This is a genomic window from Arthrobacter russicus, assembly GCF_031454135.1.
Lineage (GTDB): Bacteria > Actinomycetota > Actinomycetes > Actinomycetales > Micrococcaceae > Renibacterium > Renibacterium russicum.
This window is the reverse complement of record NZ_JAVDQF010000001.1, coordinates 2,171,670-2,189,328: the sequence shown is the minus strand read 5'-3', so window position 1 is coordinate 2,189,328 and position 17,659 is coordinate 2,171,670. Positions and strand designations below refer to the sequence as shown.

Here is a 17,659-nt window from a genome sequence, read left to right as displayed (position 1 = left end):
GTGGCCGGATCCACTTCGCTCATCCTGCGCTACGCGGCCCGCTCGGACGTGGGCAAAGTACGCGCCAAAAACGACGATTCCGCCTATGCCGGGCGGTATCTGGCAGTGGTCGCCGACGGCATGGGCGGTCACGCCGGCGGCGATGTCGCCAGCGCGTCGACCGTTTTGGACTTGATCCATCTGGACCGCGACGACTACCGGGGCGACGCCGGAACCCAGCTCGCGGACGAAATCCAGACCGCGAACTCGTTGCTTTCCGAAATGGTGCACGTCAACCCGAAGCTGACCGGCATGGGCACCACGGTGACCGCGCTGCTGCTTTCCGACGACAAACTGGCCTTCGCGCACATCGGCGACTCCCGGGCCTACCGGCTCAAGGCCGGAGTCTTCGAACAGATGAGCGTGGACCACACCTTCGTCCAGCGGCTGATCGACGAAGGCCGGCTCAGCCCGGAAGAAGCGGAAACGCATCCGCACAAGAACGTCTTGATGCGGGTACTGGGCGACGTCGACGCCTCGCCCGAATTGGATCTGACCAGCTTCGAAGCCAGCCCGGGCGAACGTTGGCTGCTCTGTTCCGACGGACTCAATTTCGTCGATCTGCAGACCGTGGAACAGGTGGTCCGGGAAACCCCTTCGCTTGCCGTCACTGCCGAGCGGCTCATCGAATTGACCCTGGAGGCGGGCGCTCCGGACAACGTCACGGTGGTCATGGTCGAAGTCGCCGAATCGGGCAGCGACGACGTCAACACCGACCGGATCCAAATCGTGCCTCCCGGCGCAGCGGCCGGGACGGTCCACGAAACCCTGGAGCTGCCGGAAGACCCGGACCTGGCGGACCCCGACGATCCCGAAGCGGATCCGGAGCAACTCGACGAAGCCGAGGAACCCGAGCCGGCCGGCGGCCGCGGCGAACAGCTCGGCGTGCACATCACCGCCGAGGTAGTCCGGGAAGACCTCTCATCCCGCCCCCACGAACTGGTCGGCGCTGCGGTGACCGCAGCGGAAGACGGCCGGATCCCGATGATCGCCGGGCGCTCCACGGCGAAGCGCGCCGCTGCGGTGCTCACCCACAAACCGGAACAACCGGACGACGACGGAGAGCTGCTGATCATCTCCGAGCCGCCCCGGCGGCCCAGATGGTTTGCCCTGGTGGCCGGCGTGCTGGTGATCCTGGTGCTCGGTGCCGGAACCTGGTGGGGTTACGCCTGGACCCAGACCCGCTATTACGTCGGCGAATCGAATGGCAAAGTCGCGATCTACAACGGCATCTCGCAGTCCCTCGGCCCAATCCGGCTGTCCCACGTCTACACCGAGACGCCGGTGACCGTGGACTCGCTGCCTGCCTTCTCCCAGCAAAGGCTCCAGCAGACCCTGCCCGCCGCGACACTCCTGGATGCCAATCAGATTGTCAGCGACCTGCAGCTCGGCGTAGTCAGCCCGCCGGACACCGGGCCGTCCCGGACCCCCAGCCACAGCCCGAGTCCGAGCACACCGAGCAGCAGCCCGAGTGGAAGCCCGAGCACCGCCGCAAGCAATTCCCCGAGCTGCCCACCACCGCCGACCGGCCCCGCAGCCACTCCGTGTCCGGGAGGGGCGCCATGAGCCAAGTCCTGACCATTCCCAAACCTCGGCGCAACACCGAATTGATCTTGCTGATCTTTGCCCTGATCATCGGCATCGGCGCATATGCCCTGGTCGACATAAATCTTCAGGCCACCCTTGACGCCGACTTCTATTTCCAGTCCTCGGTGCTCACCGTGCTGTCTCTCGCGATGCACATCACGCTGCGCTTCCGAGCAAAATATGCCGACCCGGTAATACTTCCGATCGTGGTGGCGCTCAACGGCATCGGCTTGGCCATGATCCACCGGATCGACGTGGCGACCAACGGCACCGCCGGGCAGCGGCAGTGGATGTGGACCACGGTGGCGGTGATCGCCGCGGTGGCCGTGATCTGGTACCTGCGGGACCACAAGATCCTGCGCCGGTTCACTTACATCTCGCTCGCGGTCAGCGTGATGCTGCTGATCCTGCCTTTGGTGCCCGGCGTCTCGGGCGGCGAGATCAACGGCGCCAGCGTCTGGATCAACATCGGCGGGGCTTCCTTCCAGCCGGGTGAGATCGCGAAAATCACGTTGGCGATCTTCTTCGCCGGGTACCTCTCTTCCAACCGCGATCTGATCTTGCTGGCTGGCAAGAAAGTCGGTCCGCTGCAGCTTCCGCGGGCCCGCGACCTCGGCCCGATGATCGTCGCCTGGCTGGCCAGCGTGGGCGTCCTGGTCTTCCAACGGGACATCGGCTCTTCGGTGCTGTTTTTCGGCCTCTTCATGACCATGATCTACGTTGCCACCAGCCGGGTTTCCTGGATCGTGATCGGTCTGGTGCTGGCCGCGGTCGGAGGATTCGCCGCCTCGAAGATCTTCAGCCACGTAGGGCTGCGCATCGATTCCTGGTGGAATGCTTTCGACCCGACGGTTTACAACCGCTTCCCCGGTGGCAGCGGCCAGGTGGTGCAAGCACTCTTCGGCATGGCGAACGGCGGAGCCATCGGTACCGGCTTGGGCCAAGGCCAACCGGATCTGGTCCCGTTCGCCAACTCGGACATGATCGTGGCCTCGGTCGGCGAAGAGCTGGGCATGATCGGCCTGTTCGCGGTGATCATGCTCTACATGCTGTTGATCACCCGCGGCTTCCGGGCCGCCCTGGGCACCCGCGACGCCTTCGGGAAACTGCTGGCCTGCGGACTCTCCTTCGCGATCGCACTGCAGTGCTTCGTCGTCATCGGCGGAGTAACCAGGTTGATCCCGCTCACCGGCCTGACCACGCCGTTCCTGGCCGCCGGCGGCTCCTCGTTGCTGGCGAACTGGATCATCGTCGCGCTGCTGCTCCTGATCTCGGATTCCGCGCGTCGGCCGATCTCCACCACTCCGGCGCCGTTGGATGCCGATCCCGGCACGATCAGCGCCAGCCGGGACGCCGGGACACCCGGCGGCAAACCTGAATCCCGAGACCAACCGACTGAGGCGGTGCAGACACAGTGAACCAGGCAATTCGATCCTCATGGGTGGTCGCGGTCGCCCTCTTCGCGCTCATTTTGGGCTCGGTGACCTACGTGCAGTTCTTCGCCGTGGACAGCCTGAAGAACAATCCGTTGAACAACCGGGTGATTTCGCAGAACTACTGCAATGAACGCGGGCCGATCCTAGTCGGCGGGCAGGCCATCGCCCAGTCCGTGCCTTCCGGCGACTCCTGCAAATTCGTCCGGCAGTACACCGACGGCGCGCTGTACGCCGGCCTGACCGGGTTCTTCTCCCGCGACCACGGGTCCTCCGGGCTGGAGAACGAAATGAACAACGTCTTGGTGGGCGATTCGCCGGACCAGTTCTTCGACCGGGTCGGCCAGATCCTCTCCGGGGCCCAGCCCAAAGGCTCCTCGGTCGAGCTGACCATCGATCCGGCGATCCAGAAAATGGCCTACGACATGCTCCCCGACGGGGTCCAGGGCTCGATCGTGGTGCTGAATCCGAAGACCGGGGCGATCATCGCGATGGTTTCCAAACCCAGCTACGACACGAATCTGCTGGCCGGCCACGACTTCGCGGCGGTCAACAGCAATTACCAGCAGTTGGTCAACGTCCCGCAGATCAACATGTACGGCTCCCGGGCCTACCGGGACACCTATTACCCGGGTTCGATCTTCAAACTGGTCGATACCGCGGCGGCCCTGGCCTCCGGGAAGTACAACAAGGACTCCGTGCTGCCGAACCCCGCGGTGCTCAACTTCCCGGGCACCACGGTGGGCCTGCCGAACTACACCTCCGGCGGTTGCGCGGCACGCAGCCAGGCGGATTTCGCCTTCGCCCTGGCCCAGTCCTGCAACACCCCGTTCGCCAGTATCGCCGCAGACCTGGGGCAGCAGGCGATCACCGACCAGGCCACCAAGTTCGGCTTCAACGACTCCAGCCTGAGGCTGCCCTCGCCGGTGGTCCGCAGCGTGTTCCCGAATCAGGAAAACAGCACTCTGGACCCGGCCTCGCTGGCCCGCAGCGCGATCGGCCAGCAGGACGTCCGGGCGACCCCGCTCGAGGTCGCAATGATGACCGCGGCGATCGCGAATGGCGGAACCCAGATGAAACCGAACCTGATCCAGGCCGTGCGCACGCCGGATTTGAAGCCGATCACGAAATACGACTTCACGCCCGAGGTGCTGCGCCAGTCCACCACTCCGGAAATCGCCCAGCAGATCACGCAGTGGATGCAGGGCGTGGTGGACAACGGAATCGGCAAGGCCGCTGCGGTGCCCGGCATCCCGGTAGCCGGAAAGACCGGCACTGCGGAATCCGATCCGACCATCCCGGATTCGGTGAAGAATTCCTGGTTCACCGGATTCGCTCCGGCCAATGATCCCCAAGTAGTGGTTTCGATCATGGTCCAGGGGGCGAACATCCTGGACAGCAACAAATTGACCAGTCCTAACGCAAGCAAACTCTTTGAGGCGGTGTTGAAAAAGTGAGACCGACGTCGGGAATCACCTTAGGCGGCAGATTCCAGCTCACATCTCGTATCGCCATCGGCGGTATGGGAGAGGTCTGGCGGGCCCAGGACCAGCTCCTGGGCCGAACCGTGGCGATCAAGATCCTCAAAGAGGAATACACCGGCGACCCCGGCTTCCTGGAGCGTTTCCGCGCCGAGGCACGGCATACCGCGCTGTTGAACCACGTGGGCATCGCCAATGTCTTCGACTACGGCGAAGAAGACGGTTCCGCGTACCTGGTGATGGAATTGGTGCCCGGCGAGCCGCTCTCTTCGATCATCGAAAAAGAGCACGTGCTTTCCCCGGACCGGACCTTGAGCATCATCTCGCAGACCGCCCGGGCGCTCTCCGCCGCGCATGCCCAGGGCCTGGTGCACCGCGATGTCAAGCCGGGAAACCTGCTGATCACCCCGGACAACCGGGTGAAGATCACCGATTTTGGCATCGCCCGGCTGGCCGATCAGGTGCCGTTGACGCAAACCGGCCAGGTGATGGGCACCGCCCAGTACCTGGCGCCGGAGCAAGCCACCGGGCAATTGGCCACCGGTTCGAGCGATATCTATTCGCTCGGCGTGATCGGCTACGAGTGCCTCACCGGCCATCGTCCGTTCTCCGGCGAGTCGCAGATCGCGATCGCGCTGGCCCAGGTGAACGATGCACCGCCGCCGCTGCCCGAATCCTTGCCGACGCCGGTCCGGGCGCTGCTGATGTCGATGCTCGCCAAAGACCCGGCCAACCGGCCGGCCAATGCGGACAAGCTCGCGGACGCGGCGGATGCGATCCGCAATGGGGACATCGACGCCGCCCACGCCGCAGTGCCGGGAATGCTGCTCTTCGAATCGATGACCGGCCCGATCACTGCGCCGGTCGACCTCGGTGGCACCGCGCCCACCTCGGTAGTGAGCTCTCCGCTTCCGGTCGGCAGTTCGGCGCCGGCGACCTCGGCGATGCCGGCCGTGGGCAGCGAAGCGCAGCTTGCAGCGGAACGCGATTGGAGTCCCGAAGATTTGGAGGATGAGGCCGAAGAGCCGGTCCGCCGCGGCCGCAGCCCGTGGACCTGGCCGCTCGTCGCCTTGATCGTGCTCGTGGTCTTCGTGCTCGTCGCCTTGCTGCTGAACTCGCTCGGCGTGTTCAACCCCAGGCCGACCACCTCCGATTCGGCCACGATGTCCAGCTCGACCAGCACCTCGGCGTCTCCGACCACCCCGAGCAGCACGCCGACCACCCCGAGCAGCACGCCGACCACCCCGAGCAGCACGCCGACCACCCCATCGCCGACCCCGGACGATACCGTGACGATCTACCCGGACCGTTACCGCGGCCAACAGTTCTCCACGGTGCAGGCCCAGTTGATCAACCTCGGGCTGACGGTCAAGGCAAACGAAGTCTTCGACGCCAGCACTCCGGTTGGAATCGTCACTTCAGTGGATCCGACCGGCGTGGTGAAAAAGGGTTCCGAGGTCACCGTGACCTACTCGAAGGGCCCGGAAACCATTGCAGTGCCGAGCTTCACATCGCAGACCACGGTGGAACAGTACCGATCCACTCTGCGCGGTCTGGGCTTGACCGCCGCCGGCGCCACTACCGGACTGGTTTCCGACGTCAGCCCCGGAGTCGGCAGCCAAGTCGCCAAGGGCAGCACCGTGACCATCGTGGCCGCGCAGACCACTCCGACGACGCCGCCTTCAGGCAACTCGGGCAGGTGAAGCCCCCGGCCGCAACACCGCAAAACCATCGACTTGACCGGAAAGGAGCAACCACATGAGTGAACCGCGCGTGCTCAATGGTCGCTACGAACTCGGCAAGTTGCTGGGCCGCGGAGGTATGGCCGATGTCTACTTGGGCAAAGACATCCGGCTCGGCCGCACCGTCGCGATCAAGCTGTTGCGTTCGGATCTGGCCCGGGATCCGCAATTCCAGGCCAGATTCCGGCGCGAAGCACAAGCTGTCGCCGGATTGAACCACCCCTCGATCGTGGCCGTCTACGACACCGGGGATTCCCTGCCGGACATCGATTCGACCGAGCACACCCATCTGCCGTACATCGTCATGGAGTACGTCGAAGGCGATACCTTGCGGACCTTGATCCGCGCCGGTGATCTGAGCATCGATCACGCCATCGAATACACCTTGGGCGTGCTTTCCGCACTCGAGTACAGCCATCGGGCCGGGATCGTGCACCGGGACATCAAACCGGCGAACGTGATGGTGACCAAAGAGGGACGCGCGGTCAAAGTCATGGACTTCGGCATCGCACGGGCGATCGCCGACTCTTCCGCCACCATGACCCAAACCCAGGCCGTGATCGGCACCGCGCAGTACCTCTCCCCGGAGCAGGCCCGCGGCGAGACCGTGGATGCGCGCAGCGATCTGTACTCCGCGGCCTGCCTGTTCTATGAAATGCTGACCGGACGGCCGCCGTTCATCGGCGACAGCCCGGTGTCCGTGGCTTACCAGCACGTCCGTGAAGCCGCAGAAGCGCCCAGCCACTTCAATTCGGAGGTCAGCCCGGCCCTGGACAGCGTGCTCCTGCGGGCCCTGCAAAAGGACCGGCAAGACCGCTTCCAGGACGCCGCCTCATTCCGTCGCGCGCTACGTGCGGCAAAAGCAGGCGTCGAACTGAGCCCGGTCAAACCACCGGAACCCACCACCGACCAGTTGGCCTCGGAAATCCCCACCAAGCTTCCCGCCACGGTCCTGGTTGCCACCCCGGACAACCAAACCCCGGACGATCAGAATCCGGACAACGGCCCGGCAACCCGGGCGATGGCCAAAGTGATCAGCGGAGGACCTCTGACCACCGGCGAGCCGCACGAAGACGAGCCGGAACAGATGCCGCTCGGGCTGCTCGACGAAAGGGAACTGAGCAAAGGCGCCAAGCGGAAACGCCGAGCCTGGATCATCACGCTCTTCGTGGTCTTGATCCTGATCCTCGGTGGCGGCGGTTTTCTGCTGGTCAACCAGCTCAACGCCAAACCACCGGCGCCGGAGACGGTGTCGATTCCATCGGTCGCTGGAAAGTCCGAGACCGACGCGCTCTCGGCGATTTACAATCTCGGCTTGAAGGTGAACGTCGAACGAGTCACCTCGAGCAACGTTCGCACCGGCTTGGTCATCGACACCAATCCGGCCGAAGGAAGTTCCGTGACACTGGGCTCCACGGTCGCCTTGCGGGTCTCCAGCGGGCCCTCCAGCGTGCTGATCCCGGACAGCTTGTTGAAAATGACCGAAGCCCAGGCCCGGGATGCGCTCCGCCAGCTCGGCCTGCAACCCGGAGACACCAACCAGATCGACGACCCGTTGATCCCGCAAGGGCAACTGGTCTCGACATCGCCCGCAATCGGGCAGAGCGTCGCGCCGAACAGCAGAGTCACCTTGAACATCGCCACCGGCAAGGTCAAGTTGCCCGCGCTGTACGGCAAGACCAAGGACGAGGCGACCCAAGCGCTCAAAGCGGCCTCACCGACCCTGGTGCCCAACTTCACCGAGGAAGAGAACAGTCAGGTGGCTCCGGGCAATGTGACCAGCCAGACGCCGCAATCCGACACCGAAGTCGCGCTGGGTTCCACGGTGAACATCACGATCGCCAAGGCGCCGCCGTCGCCGCCGCCGAGTCCGCCGACGAGCCCTTCGACGTCGGGCACGCCGAGCTGCCCGGCAGTGCCGGCTCCCGGGGCCCCGCCTGGCTGTCCGACCAGCAAACCCTGACCGGACGCGAGCACCAGGCCGGTCCCATTCCCAGGTTCAGTGGGCACAGACAGCCCAGCCCACTGAAGCCGCCGATTAGACGGGCGTGGGAAGCGGTCGGCCGGCCCTGCGGGTCAGCGGTGGATCAGCGGACTCATCCCGGATGAGAGTTCCGCGGCCCCAGTCTGGCCGAGGGATTCCAACCAATTGCCCAGCATCCGGTAGCCGCCCTCGGTGAGCACCGATTCGGGGTGGAACTGCACGCCCACCAGCGGGGCTTCGCGGTGCGCCAACCCCATCACGATCCCGCTGGCGGTCTGCGCGGTGATTTCGAGTTCCGCGGGGATGCTGTCGCGCTCCGCGGTCAGCGAGTGGTAGCGGGTGGCCGTAAACGGCGAGGGCACGCCCCGGAAGATCGCCGCGCCGTCGTGCTCGACCAACGAAGTCTTCCCGTGCATCAACTCCGGAGCGTGCCCCACGGTGCCGCCGAAGGCCTCCGCGAGCGCTTGGTGGCCCAGGCAGACGCCGAACATCGGTTTCCGGCTCTCGGCGCACCAGCGGATCAGTTCGATGCAGACTCCGGCCTCGGCCGGGTTGCCCGGCCCCGGTGAAAGCAGCACGCCGTCCCGGGCCTCGGCCAGTGCGACCGCTTCCTGGAGCGTGACGTCGTCATTGCGGACCACGGTGGTCTCCGCGCCGAGCTGCTGGAGATAGCCCACCAACGTGTAGACGAAGGAGTCGTAGTTGTCGATGACCAGGATTCGCGCGCTCATCGCAGCATCCCCGGCTCGTCGAGTGCCTGTCCGATCATCGAAGCTTGTCCAATCGTGGAGTCGGTAAAGGGGTTGAACTGCGACAGCCAAGGGAACACCCAGGTGACCAGGGCCGCGAGGACCGCGGCAATCAGGAGCAACGCGAAGATGATCCGCAGCCACAGCGGACCGGGCAGCATCCGAAAAATCCAGCCGTACATGAGCTCAGCCCTTCCCGACGGTTGCTTGGACCTGTTGCGCGATCTCCTGCGGCGGGCCGGCACTGATCGGCTGCCAGGACTCCATTACCGCGTAGGCGATGAAGCGTTCGGCCGAACCGAAGCGCGGGTTGCAACTGGTCAGGGTCATGTACCTTCCGTTCGGCGGCGCCCCGGCTTGGGTCGGCACCGCGGCGAGCACATTGGTCTGATTCGGCAGCACGATCTCATTGTTGCGGTACACGTAGGTGTAGTAACCGTCCGCGGTTTGCACATAAATGCGGTCGCCCGGCACCAGGGTGTGGATCGCGTCCAAAGTGGCGCCGTTGGTCTGCCGGTGCCCGGCCACGGCGAAGTTGCCCACGGCTCCCGGCATCGCGGTAGAGGTGTAATGCCCCAAGCCCAAAGTGTTCAGTTCGCGCAACGCCGTGCCCTGCACCACCGGACGCGGCTTGTAGTCGGCACCGAACCGGGGAATGTAAACCAAGCCGAGTGTTTCGCCGGCGGTGCTCGGCGCTTGCGCCACTACCGGCTCGCCGTAGTCGGTTTTCCCTGGATCCTGCGGGGTGACCGGCCCTTGGAAGCCCTTGGCGAATTCCTGCACCGCGGCCTGCTGGGTTTGATCGGCCTGGATATTAGTCCACCACAACTCCCAGCCCACGAACAGCATCAGCACCACGCCGACCGTGATCAGGAGCTCGCCGAAAACCTGCACGATGGTGCGGAACACGCCTTTTTTGGGTCGGGTCTTCCGGGTGCCGGAACGATTCGAGCGATCCCGTTTCTGGGCAGACGAAATCAGTTCGTCCATGCCCACGTCAGCCGATTGGCTGCTCCTGGAGGTGCCCAATACCGCTCCTGATGTCCACTCTGCCTCTTCGGCTAAGGCCGTACTTTGGTTTTGCCGCTAGAATTGCTGCGAGAAACCGTGTGGACCGGCAGTCGATGTCCTTTAGCAGGATATCAACAGCTTTGGTCAGCGCCCCAGTTCGGTGGTCGGCCGGTGCCGCCCGCCCGTCAAGGAGAACCTGTGCCCGAATCGAAGTCGCGCCGCCGTTCCAACCGCCCGCAGCCGGATTCCGGCGCGAGCAAAGCCATCAAGCCGAATCCGGTCTGGTACAAACCGGTCATGTTCGGCTTGATGATCATCGGGCTCCTGTGGATCATCGCTTTCTACATCACCTCCAACACGGCGACCCCGCTGCCCATTCCCGGCATCGGCGCCTGGAACATCGCGGTGGGCTTCGGCATCGTCATTGTCGGCTTCTTGATGACCACCCGCTGGCGCTAAGCCGGCATCGGGCCGGTGTATTCGCCTATCGGCCGCAAACGCAGCGGTTTCTGCCGATATTCGCCCATGATGTGCGCCAACCAGCCGGCACTCCGGGCAACGGTGAACAACGTTTGCCCGGCGTCCTCGCGCATGCCGGAACCCAGCATCAGAACCGCCAATGCTAAATCGATGTTCGCCGGGTAATTCGTACGAGAATGCACGACGGCGATCAAAGCCGCGGCAGCCTTCAGCGCCGGCCGGTATTCGGGTGCCTGCTGCAAAGCCGTCAGCAACGCCTTAGCCCGCGGGTCTTGGCGTCGGTAGATTCGGTGTCCGAATCCGGGAATGCCGTTGCCACGGCTCAATTCATGTGAAATCGCCTGTTCCGGAGACTGTCCGGAATGCACCGCGCACAACATCTCCCAAGCAGCGACGCTGGCAGATCCGTGCCGACTTGAATCCGCTGCAGCCAACGCACTGATCATGGCCGCATACGGGTGGGCTCCGGCACTGGCGGCGACCCGGCCCGCAAACGTCGAGGCGGCCAGATCGTGATCGACCGAAAGCACCAACGCCATGGTGGCCAATCGCAACTCGACGGGCCGGGACTCCCGCCCGGTCAGTTTGCGCCAAAGGGACTCCGCAATGCCGGCCCGGGAACTTCGTCCGCCCGGGAGGGCCGCCACCAATTGCGCAATCAGATCACCGCCCAGGGCTGCCGTGGATCGATCACGGAGATCTCGCTTCAGCGGATCGTGGCTTGCCGCCGAGAGCAAGGCCTGAAGCATGAAATCGATGCCCCGCGCCCCGGGACCCAGCAATCGACCGGCCGCCGTTGCGGCACGGGCACCCGCGGCGGTTGCCCGGAACAACACCGGATCGGCGCTGGGAGCCGGCCCATCTCCCCACAGCCAGACAGCGATTTGCTCGAAGCTGTACTCGCGCGCCAGTCGATCAGCCGACAGGCCCCGGTAGTAGAGCGCCTCATCGCTCAACAAGGCGAAGGGTGCGTCCAGGACCATCAAAGGCACACCGGTGGCCGTTGCGGGCCGGGGCGCTCCGCTCTTGACACCACTGCTGCGGGAAGCGTTGCTCCGAGACCGGGCCAGCGCTTCCACGTCCAGAGCATCGAACGTGGAACCGGATGCGTCGACCGCCGGCTCGCTCGAAATCAAGCCGCGGGAGACATAGGCGTACAGGGTCGCAGGCTTGATGCCCAGCCGGGATGCCGCCTGGGCAGTGCTCAATCTCGGTTGCGAATCCATCCGGTTCCGATCTTGACCGAATCAACATTGACTACATGGCAATCAATATCAATGTTCTCATGAGCTTATGCAAACACCTTCCAGACTCGACAAGACCCCGATCGAGGTTCCTCGCGGACTGGCCAACGTGATCGTTACCGAAACCGCGCTGAGCGACGTCCGGGGGACCGAGGGCTTTTACCATTACCGGCAGTACTCAGCAATCGAGCTCGCAGAGCACCGAAGCCTCGAGGAAGTCTGGTTCCTGCTGATGGCCGGGAATCTGCCATCAGCAGGGCAGCTTCAAGCGTTTACCGCGCGGATTGCCGCCCAATCCCGGCTCTCTGTCGGTCTACAGGGCGTCTTGCCCAGGCTGGCTGCAAACGGTGACTATTTGGCCGGGCTTAAAGCGGCCCTGGCTTTCGAGTCCATAACGGCGCCGGGATCATGGGGCGTGCCGCTTTTCGACCTCGACCGGGACGCCCGCTCCGAAGCCCTGCTCGCGCTAGCCGCCCGAGTGCCGGTGATCATCGCGGCATTGCACCGGCTGCGGCGAGGTTCACAGCCGATCCCGGCGGACCCGGAGCTCGGCTACGTGGCGAATTATCTTTACATGCTCAACGGAGTACGGCCGGACCCGGCGCACGCCGATGCCCTCGGCACCTACTTGGTGGCCGCCGTCGACCATGGCTTGAATGCTTCGACCTTTACCGCCCGGGTGATCGCCTCCACTGGAGCTGACGCCGTTTCCTGCCTGCTCGGGGCGCTCGGCTCGCTGTCCGGACCGCTGCACGGTGGAGCGCCGAGCCGAGCCTTGGACACACTGGATGCGATCGGTTCGTTGGCTAACATCGACCCCTGGATCACCGAGCAGGTCCTTGCCGGGCATCGGATTATGGGCTTCGGCCATCCGGTCTACCGAACCGAAGATCCCCGCTCGGCACTGCTGAAAAGCGTGGCGTTGCGATTCGGCGGTCCCCGGGTCGATTTCGCGGTGGCAGTAGAGGAACGGATTCCGCAACTGTTGGCGCAGCTCAAACCAGGGCGTGAACTGCACACCAATCTGGAGTTCTACGCCGCCATTGTGATGGAAATCTGCGGTTTGGACCGAGCACTTTTTACCCCCACCTTCGCGGTGGCCAGAGTGCTGGGCTGGTGCGCCAATATCATCGAGCAATGCGAAGACCCGAAGATCATCCGGCCCACCGCCCGATACGTCGGTCCAGCAGCCCCACAACCGCTACCGTAACCCGCAACTATTTCGCGCGAGTGCACAGTTGTTGCGGGTGTTTTCGGAAAACACCCGCAACAACTGTGCACTCGCGCTGGGGCGGGGAGGGTAGGGATGGAAGGGAGCGGAGAGCGGAGAGCTTTGGGCTCCGTCGAGCTCAGCCGGCGTAACCGGCGAAGCGGTAGCGGAATCCGGTACCGGTATTCGCCGTGACCACGACGTCGTAATAGCCGCCGGCCAGCGTCCAGTCCACGGTTTTGCTGGAATTCGCCGGCACCCAGGAGTCTTCCTTGCGGTCGACGAAATCATTCGCGGCCAAGCTGAACCGCACCCCTGCCGAGCCGGTGTTGCCGAGCGTCAAACGCAACCCGCCGCCGGGCAGCAATTCCGCGCTCACGGCGGGCAGTCCGAGATCCGTGTGGCTGCCCGAAATCACGGTTCCGGCGAACCGCCGGAGGAACCGGTCCGGCCCGTAGATGCTGAAATCGTAGCGGCCATCATGGCTCGCCGCCTGCCATTGGTAACTGCGCGCTTTGCCCTTGGCCACGTCGAACGGCGTGATCTGGAACGGCAGATAGGCATTCGGGTAGACGCCCATGGAGACCGCCGTCGAACCGTCATTGGACAGCGTCGCCTCGACCAGGCCGGTGCTCCGGTCCACCCGGACATTCGCGTTCTGCGCGTACGGGATCGGCCGACGGCGTTTGCTGCCGGGTTCCTGGGCTGGCAGTTTCTGCTCTCCGGCCGCCGGCGCCTTGACCCGGGGTTTGCCGTTGTCCGCGTCGGCGGCAGCCAGCAGTGGCGCGGTATCCGGCAGCTTCGGAATGCTGAAGTCCGGATTCGCGAAGTCGAAGCAACTGGTCAGATCGCCGCAGATGGACCGGCGCCAGGCCGAAATGTTCTTGTCCTTGACGCCGCTCCAGGCTTCCATGAAACGGATCACCGAGGTGTGGTCGAAGACCTGCGAATTGACCCAGCCGCCGCGGCTCCACGGCGAAACCACGGTCATCGGCACGCGCACGCCGAGGCCGATCGGCAGCCCCTCGACGAATTCATTGACCGTTCCCGGCTCCGGCGTAGCCGGCACCACGTGGTCGAAGTAGCCGTCGTTTTCGTCGAAGTTGAGCAACAGCACGGTGTTCCGCCAGGTCTGTTCGTTGCTCAAAATCGCCTGTACCACCGCATTCGTGAAATGCGCGCCGTAGTCCGGGCTGGCCGCCGGGTGTTCACTCCAGCCGTACGGCGCCACCACGTAGCTGACCTCCGGGAGCGTGCCCGCAGCGCAGTCGGCACCGAAATCGCGCAGCAGGTAGTTCACGTCCAGGCCTTTGCCGGAATCCGGCTTCCAACCGTCGTGCAGGCCGCCGTGCTCGGCGAGCTGGCGCTGCTTCGGATCCTTCGAGGCCAGCGCATCGTGGTAGGCCTGGAAGAGCCAGAGCGGGTTGTCGCCGTAGTCGCCCACATAGGGGTGCGACCCGGAGTCGCCGACCTCGTCATTGGCGTAGGTCTTCCAGGTCTTGCCCGCCTTTTCCAGCTCCTCGCCGTAGGTGCCCCAGGAGTACACCGGATTGTAGTCGGCGGGATTGCTGTTCGCCGGGCCGCCTTTGCCGCCTTCGGCATTGATCGTGCCGGACCACTGGTAGAGCCGGTTCGGCGTGGTGGGGCCGGTGACCGAACAGTGGTAGTGGTCGCAGATCGTGAAAGCATCGGCGACCGCGTAGTGGTAGGGCAGGTCATCCCGGGTGAAATAGCCCATGGTCTGCGGGGACTTGGCGTCGATCCAGCGGTTCCAGGCACCCTTGTTCGAAGCCGAATGGCCACCGGACCAGGAGTGGTCCAGTCCGTCGGCGTTCTGCGCATTGAACTTGGCCGAATCCATGTGGAAAGGCAAAACCGCGCCGCCGTCGCTGCGCGAGCTGGAAGGCTGCTGGAAAACGGTTCCGCCCGGATACGAGCCCGACGGCGGCAACTCCAGGGCCTGCTTGTCGCTGAACCCGCGGATTCCCGCCATGCTGCCGTAATAGTGGTCGAACGACCGGTTTTCCTGCATCAGCACCACGATGTGCTTGACGTCCTTGATGGTTCCGGTGAGCGGCGCTGCACTCAGATCCGCGGCGCTTGCCGGTGCGGCCTGGCGCAGTGCCTGCACCCCGGTCACACCGGCGGCGATGGCGGCAGCGCCGAGCGCCAAGGCGGCCCGGCGGCTCAGTCCGGCCGGTACCGTCGAAGCATGCTTCAACTGCGGTGCCAGGGGCGGGGCCGCGAGTTGTTCGGCGGTTGGCAATCGGTTTTCCGGCCAGCTGATCTCGGGGCTGCCGTGTTCGGGTTTCTTGGTGCTCATGATTGGGTGCTTTCTACTTGCGGCCGGCGGAGCGGCGGAATCTGGCGGGGAAATTTCCTTTGGCGATCAATACCGTGCCGCCCAGGGTGATCAGGACGACTGCGGCGACCAGCCACAGCCAGGCCTCCGCACCGGTGAAAGCGAAGGCCTCGGCATCCGGCTGGGCGAGGCGGTCGGCGGTCGGCGAGCCATCCGGCCGGCTGCCCGGTACAGCACCTGCGGAACCACTGCCAGGGTCTCCGGCGCTGGGGTCCCCGGTACCGGGATTCACGGTTTCCGGCACGGCCGACAACTCGAAACTGGCCACTACCGCAGCGTGGTCGGAAATCCAGGAATTGGCCAACACGTCCGGTTGCGGTTTCGGGAACCCGTCGACGAGCACATGCGCCTCGAGTGGCCTGAGCGCTCCCGCAGCAAACACGTAATCGGTGCGGTCCGGAACCGCCGTGGGGCCGGTTGCATTGTTGGTGTTGCCCGGCTGGGCCTGCGGATCCGGGTTCAGCGCCCGGAAGGCGTCGTGCAGTCCGGCTCCGGAAAGCTGCTCCGGAACCGGCCAGGCAACTGCGCCGGCTGCGCACCGGTCGGTCGCCGCGGTCCAGTCGGCAGCACTGGGCGAGGCCAAGGAGCCAAACACAATGGTGGGCGTCTTGGCTGCGATATCCGAGGCCAGAACCTTGGCCAATGATTGGGCTTGGGCGAAGCGCTTGGTGTTCTTTTCCCGCTGGATCAGAGCGTCCGAGGTCGGCGCATCCGGCCCGCAAGCAATCGCCGGCCCATAGTCCGCAGGGTCCAAAGCCGCAGACCACAACGAAACCGCGCGGTCGCCGATCTGCACACTGGCGTGAATTGCAGGCAGGTCGGCGGCTGCCGCACTGCTTGCCGCCGATGCCGCGGGCTGCTGATCGGCACTGGTCTGCATCGGGTACCGGCTGAGCAGCGCATTCCCGGCCCGGTCCTCACTGGACTGCCAGGAAGCCGCTGCAGTGTTCCCGGCGAGCCGGGCAGCCAGCTTGGCGGCGAGGCCCGACGAGTCTTGCAGGCCCACCACGTCGAATCGGTTGAGCAGCACCGTTTTGGCCAGCTTTTCCACCGGGTTGTTGACGTGGCCCCCGCCGTTCCAGGCATTCAGGCTCGCGGTTTTGAGCGTCACGGCATCTCGGCCCACTGGAACGTCGACCAGCAATCTGGCCTTGGCCCCGGCGGGATCCGTTGCGGCGACCTCGATCCGGTAGGGCTCGTCGCGGGCCTCGGGGGCAGTGCCAGTGATCACCCCGTCCGGGCCCAGGGACAACCAATCGTCGCCCCCGGTCTTGCTCAGCACGGGAGCGGCGGGCGGCCGGTCGTCGGTACCGAACCACAGTCCGCTCACTGGAACGGATACCTTGGAACCAGGTGCCGAAGTCGCCGTGGTGAAGGCATCGGTCACCCAGTGCGGACCGCGCGGACCGCCGTCGTACGGGGGTTGGGGTTTGAGCTGGAAGGTGACCGGCGGGGCAAGCCAGGAATATCCGTCGTCGAACAGGAAGTAGGCGGCGATGTCGCGGCTGTCCCGCAAAGCGCCGGAAGGAATCGTGATCGTGCCGGACGCCTCCGGGGCACGTAGCCAGGTGGTGGACCCGGAATGGTATTTCTGGTCGCTCGGCCCGCCGCTGGGCGGGTCGTACAGGCCGATCCAGTTCATCGGGTTCGGCCGGTCCGTACGGTAGCTGAAGCTGAGCCCATCGCCTTGGCTGGGCGCCGGATTGGTCAGCACCAGGCTTCCGCTGGCACCGGCGTAGGTCAGCCGGAAAGTAATCGGCGGGGCAAGCCAGGTGTAACCGTCCTTGGCTAGGAAGTACGCGGCGATGTCGTGCCCGGCGGTGAGTTTCGCACTGCTCAGGCTCAGGCTTCCGGAAGCCTTCGGCGCACGGTCCCAGGTGCTCGACGGCGCGTGGTACTTCTGGTCGCTTGGGCCCTTGCCCGGATCGTCGTAGAGCGCGATCCAGTTCAGTGCATCCGGCAGCCCGGTGCGGTAGTTGAAGGTCAGCGTGTCGCCGACGACGGCCACTTGGTTCTGCAATGAAAAGCTCCCGGCCGGCTCGGCATGCACTGGCTGCAGCACAGCCAGCATCGTGACGAAAACCGCGACCAAGACGGCGACGAGGCGACGCATCAGCAACTCCCAAATCATTCGACAGTGAACAGATTTGAATCAAGTACAGACAAAACAATCACATTAAATCAAAGCTGAAGCAACCGTCGCGGCGAAAAAGTGTTCAGATCACCTCAATATGTCTATACAAGTGTGATCATCCGAGTTGAATATACGCAGGGTTGCTGCGAGCCAATTGGACATGTTCATCTACATTCCGCGTATTCACGCGGTTTTCTCGACAC

At 64.7% G+C, this 17,659-nt stretch carries 13 protein-coding genes; 7 read left to right on the top strand and 6 right to left on the bottom strand.

What is annotated here, in order from left to right:
* Genes JOE69_RS10240 through pknB form a run of 5 tightly spaced genes read left to right on the top strand, consistent with a single transcriptional unit; the run spans position 1 to position 8,245 of the window.
* Complete coding sequence (locus JOE69_RS10240; RefSeq protein ID WP_309798394.1) at positions 1 to 1,605, top strand: PP2C family protein-serine/threonine phosphatase; 1,605 nt, start codon at positions 1 to 3, stop codon at positions 1,603 to 1,605.
* On the top strand, positions 1,602 to 3,044 hold the full coding sequence (locus tag JOE69_RS10235) for an FtsW/RodA/SpoVE family cell cycle protein (protein WP_309798392.1): 1,443 nt from the start codon (positions 1,602 to 1,604) through the stop codon (positions 3,042 to 3,044). Before JOE69_RS10240 ends, JOE69_RS10235 begins: the two co-directional genes overlap by 4 nt.
* On the top strand, positions 3,041 to 4,516 hold the full coding sequence (locus JOE69_RS10230) for a peptidoglycan D,D-transpeptidase FtsI family protein (RefSeq protein ID WP_309798390.1): 1,476 nt from the start codon (positions 3,041 to 3,043) through the stop codon (positions 4,514 to 4,516). The genes JOE69_RS10235 and JOE69_RS10230 overlap by 4 nt, the downstream gene beginning before the upstream one ends.
* Positions 4,513 to 6,243, top strand: a complete 1,731-nt coding sequence (locus JOE69_RS10225; protein ID WP_309798388.1) for a protein kinase domain-containing protein — start codon at positions 4,513 to 4,515, stop codon at positions 6,241 to 6,243. Before JOE69_RS10230 ends, JOE69_RS10225 begins: the two co-directional genes overlap by 4 nt.
* Positions 6,244 to 6,298: 55 nt before the next feature.
* Positions 6,299 to 8,245 (top strand): Stk1 family PASTA domain-containing Ser/Thr kinase, encoded by a 1,947-nt coding sequence (gene pknB, locus JOE69_RS10220; protein WP_309798386.1) that lies wholly within the window; start codon positions 6,299 to 6,301, stop codon positions 8,243 to 8,245.
* Between the two features lie 113 nt (positions 8,246 to 8,358).
* On the opposite strand, the gene JOE69_RS10215 is transcribed toward pknB, so the two are convergent.
* Genes JOE69_RS10215 through JOE69_RS10205 form a run of 3 tightly spaced genes read right to left on the bottom strand, consistent with a single transcriptional unit; the run spans position 8,359 to position 10,005 of the window.
* Positions 8,359 to 8,997: an aminodeoxychorismate/anthranilate synthase component II gene (locus JOE69_RS10215; protein ID WP_309798383.1), complete on the bottom strand. Its 639-nt coding sequence runs from the start codon at positions 8,995 to 8,997 to the stop codon at positions 8,359 to 8,361.
* The gene (locus tag JOE69_RS10210) at positions 8,994 to 9,197 is read right to left on the bottom strand and encodes a hypothetical protein (RefSeq protein ID WP_309798381.1); all 204 of its coding nucleotides are present in this window, start codon (positions 9,195 to 9,197) and stop codon (positions 8,994 to 8,996) included. Before JOE69_RS10210 ends, JOE69_RS10215 begins: the two co-directional genes overlap by 4 nt.
* Positions 9,198 to 9,201: 4 nt before the next feature.
* Positions 9,202 to 10,005, bottom strand: coding sequence for a class E sortase (locus JOE69_RS10205; RefSeq protein ID WP_374709747.1), 804 nt, complete (start codon positions 10,003 to 10,005; stop codon positions 9,202 to 9,204).
* A 219-nt stretch (positions 10,006 to 10,224) separates the two neighbouring features.
* Here JOE69_RS10205 and JOE69_RS10200 point away from each other — a divergent pair, with 219 nt between their 5' ends.
* Complete coding sequence (locus tag JOE69_RS10200; protein WP_296362456.1) at positions 10,225 to 10,485, top strand: cell division protein CrgA; 261 nt, start codon at positions 10,225 to 10,227, stop codon at positions 10,483 to 10,485.
* Here the strand turns inward: JOE69_RS10200 and JOE69_RS10195 are convergent.
* A complete protein-coding gene (locus tag JOE69_RS10195) occupies positions 10,482 to 11,732 on the bottom strand; it encodes a citrate/2-methylcitrate synthase (protein WP_309798378.1) in 1,251 nt (416 codons plus the stop codon). The genes JOE69_RS10200 and JOE69_RS10195 overlap by 4 nt on opposite strands.
* Positions 11,733 to 11,799: 67 nt before the next feature.
* Here JOE69_RS10195 and JOE69_RS10190 point away from each other — a divergent pair, with 67 nt between their 5' ends.
* Complete coding sequence (locus tag JOE69_RS10190; protein ID WP_309798376.1) at positions 11,800 to 12,960, top strand: citrate/2-methylcitrate synthase; 1,161 nt, start codon at positions 11,800 to 11,802, stop codon at positions 12,958 to 12,960.
* A 139-nt stretch (positions 12,961 to 13,099) separates the two neighbouring features.
* Here JOE69_RS10190 and JOE69_RS10185 read toward each other — a convergent pair whose 3' ends face one another.
* Both JOE69_RS10185 and JOE69_RS10180 read right to left on the bottom strand, forming a co-directional pair.
* Complete coding sequence (locus JOE69_RS10185) at positions 13,100 to 15,283, bottom strand: phosphocholine-specific phospholipase C (protein ID WP_309798375.1); 2,184 nt, start codon at positions 15,281 to 15,283, stop codon at positions 13,100 to 13,102.
* Positions 15,284 to 15,296: 13 nt separating this feature from the next.
* Entirely contained in the window at positions 15,297 to 17,435 is a 2,139-nt protein-coding gene (locus JOE69_RS10180) for an endonuclease/exonuclease/phosphatase family protein (protein WP_309798373.1), read from the bottom strand.
* Positions 17,436 to 17,659 lie beyond the last annotated feature (224 nt).

Coding starts and splice junctions, on each gene's coding strand:
- JOE69_RS10235 (WP_309798392.1), top strand. CDS start 1,602: ATGAGCCAAGTCCTGACCATTCCCAAACCTCGGCGCAACACCGAATTG.
- pknB (WP_309798386.1), top strand. CDS start 6,299: ATGAGTGAACCGCGCGTGCTCAATGGTCGCTACGAACTCGGCAAGTTG.
- JOE69_RS10215 (WP_309798383.1), bottom strand. CDS start 8,997: ATGAGCGCGCGAATCCTGGTCATCGACAACTACGACTCCTTCGTCTAC.
- JOE69_RS10210 (WP_309798381.1), bottom strand. CDS start 9,197: ATGTACGGCTGGATTTTTCGGATGCTGCCCGGTCCGCTGTGGCTGCGG.
- JOE69_RS10205 (WP_374709747.1), bottom strand. CDS start 10,005: ATGGACGAACTGATTTCGTCTGCCCAGAAACGGGATCGCTCGAATCGT.
- JOE69_RS10195 (WP_309798378.1), bottom strand. CDS start 11,732: ATGGATTCGCAACCGAGATTGAGCACTGCCCAGGCGGCATCCCGGCTG.
- JOE69_RS10190 (WP_309798376.1), top strand. CDS start 11,800: ATGCAAACACCTTCCAGACTCGACAAGACCCCGATCGAGGTTCCTCGC.
- JOE69_RS10185 (WP_309798375.1), bottom strand. CDS start 15,283: ATGAGCACCAAGAAACCCGAACACGGCAGCCCCGAGATCAGCTGGCCG.
- JOE69_RS10180 (WP_309798373.1), bottom strand. CDS start 17,435: ATGCGTCGCCTCGTCGCCGTCTTGGTCGCGGTTTTCGTCACGATGCTG.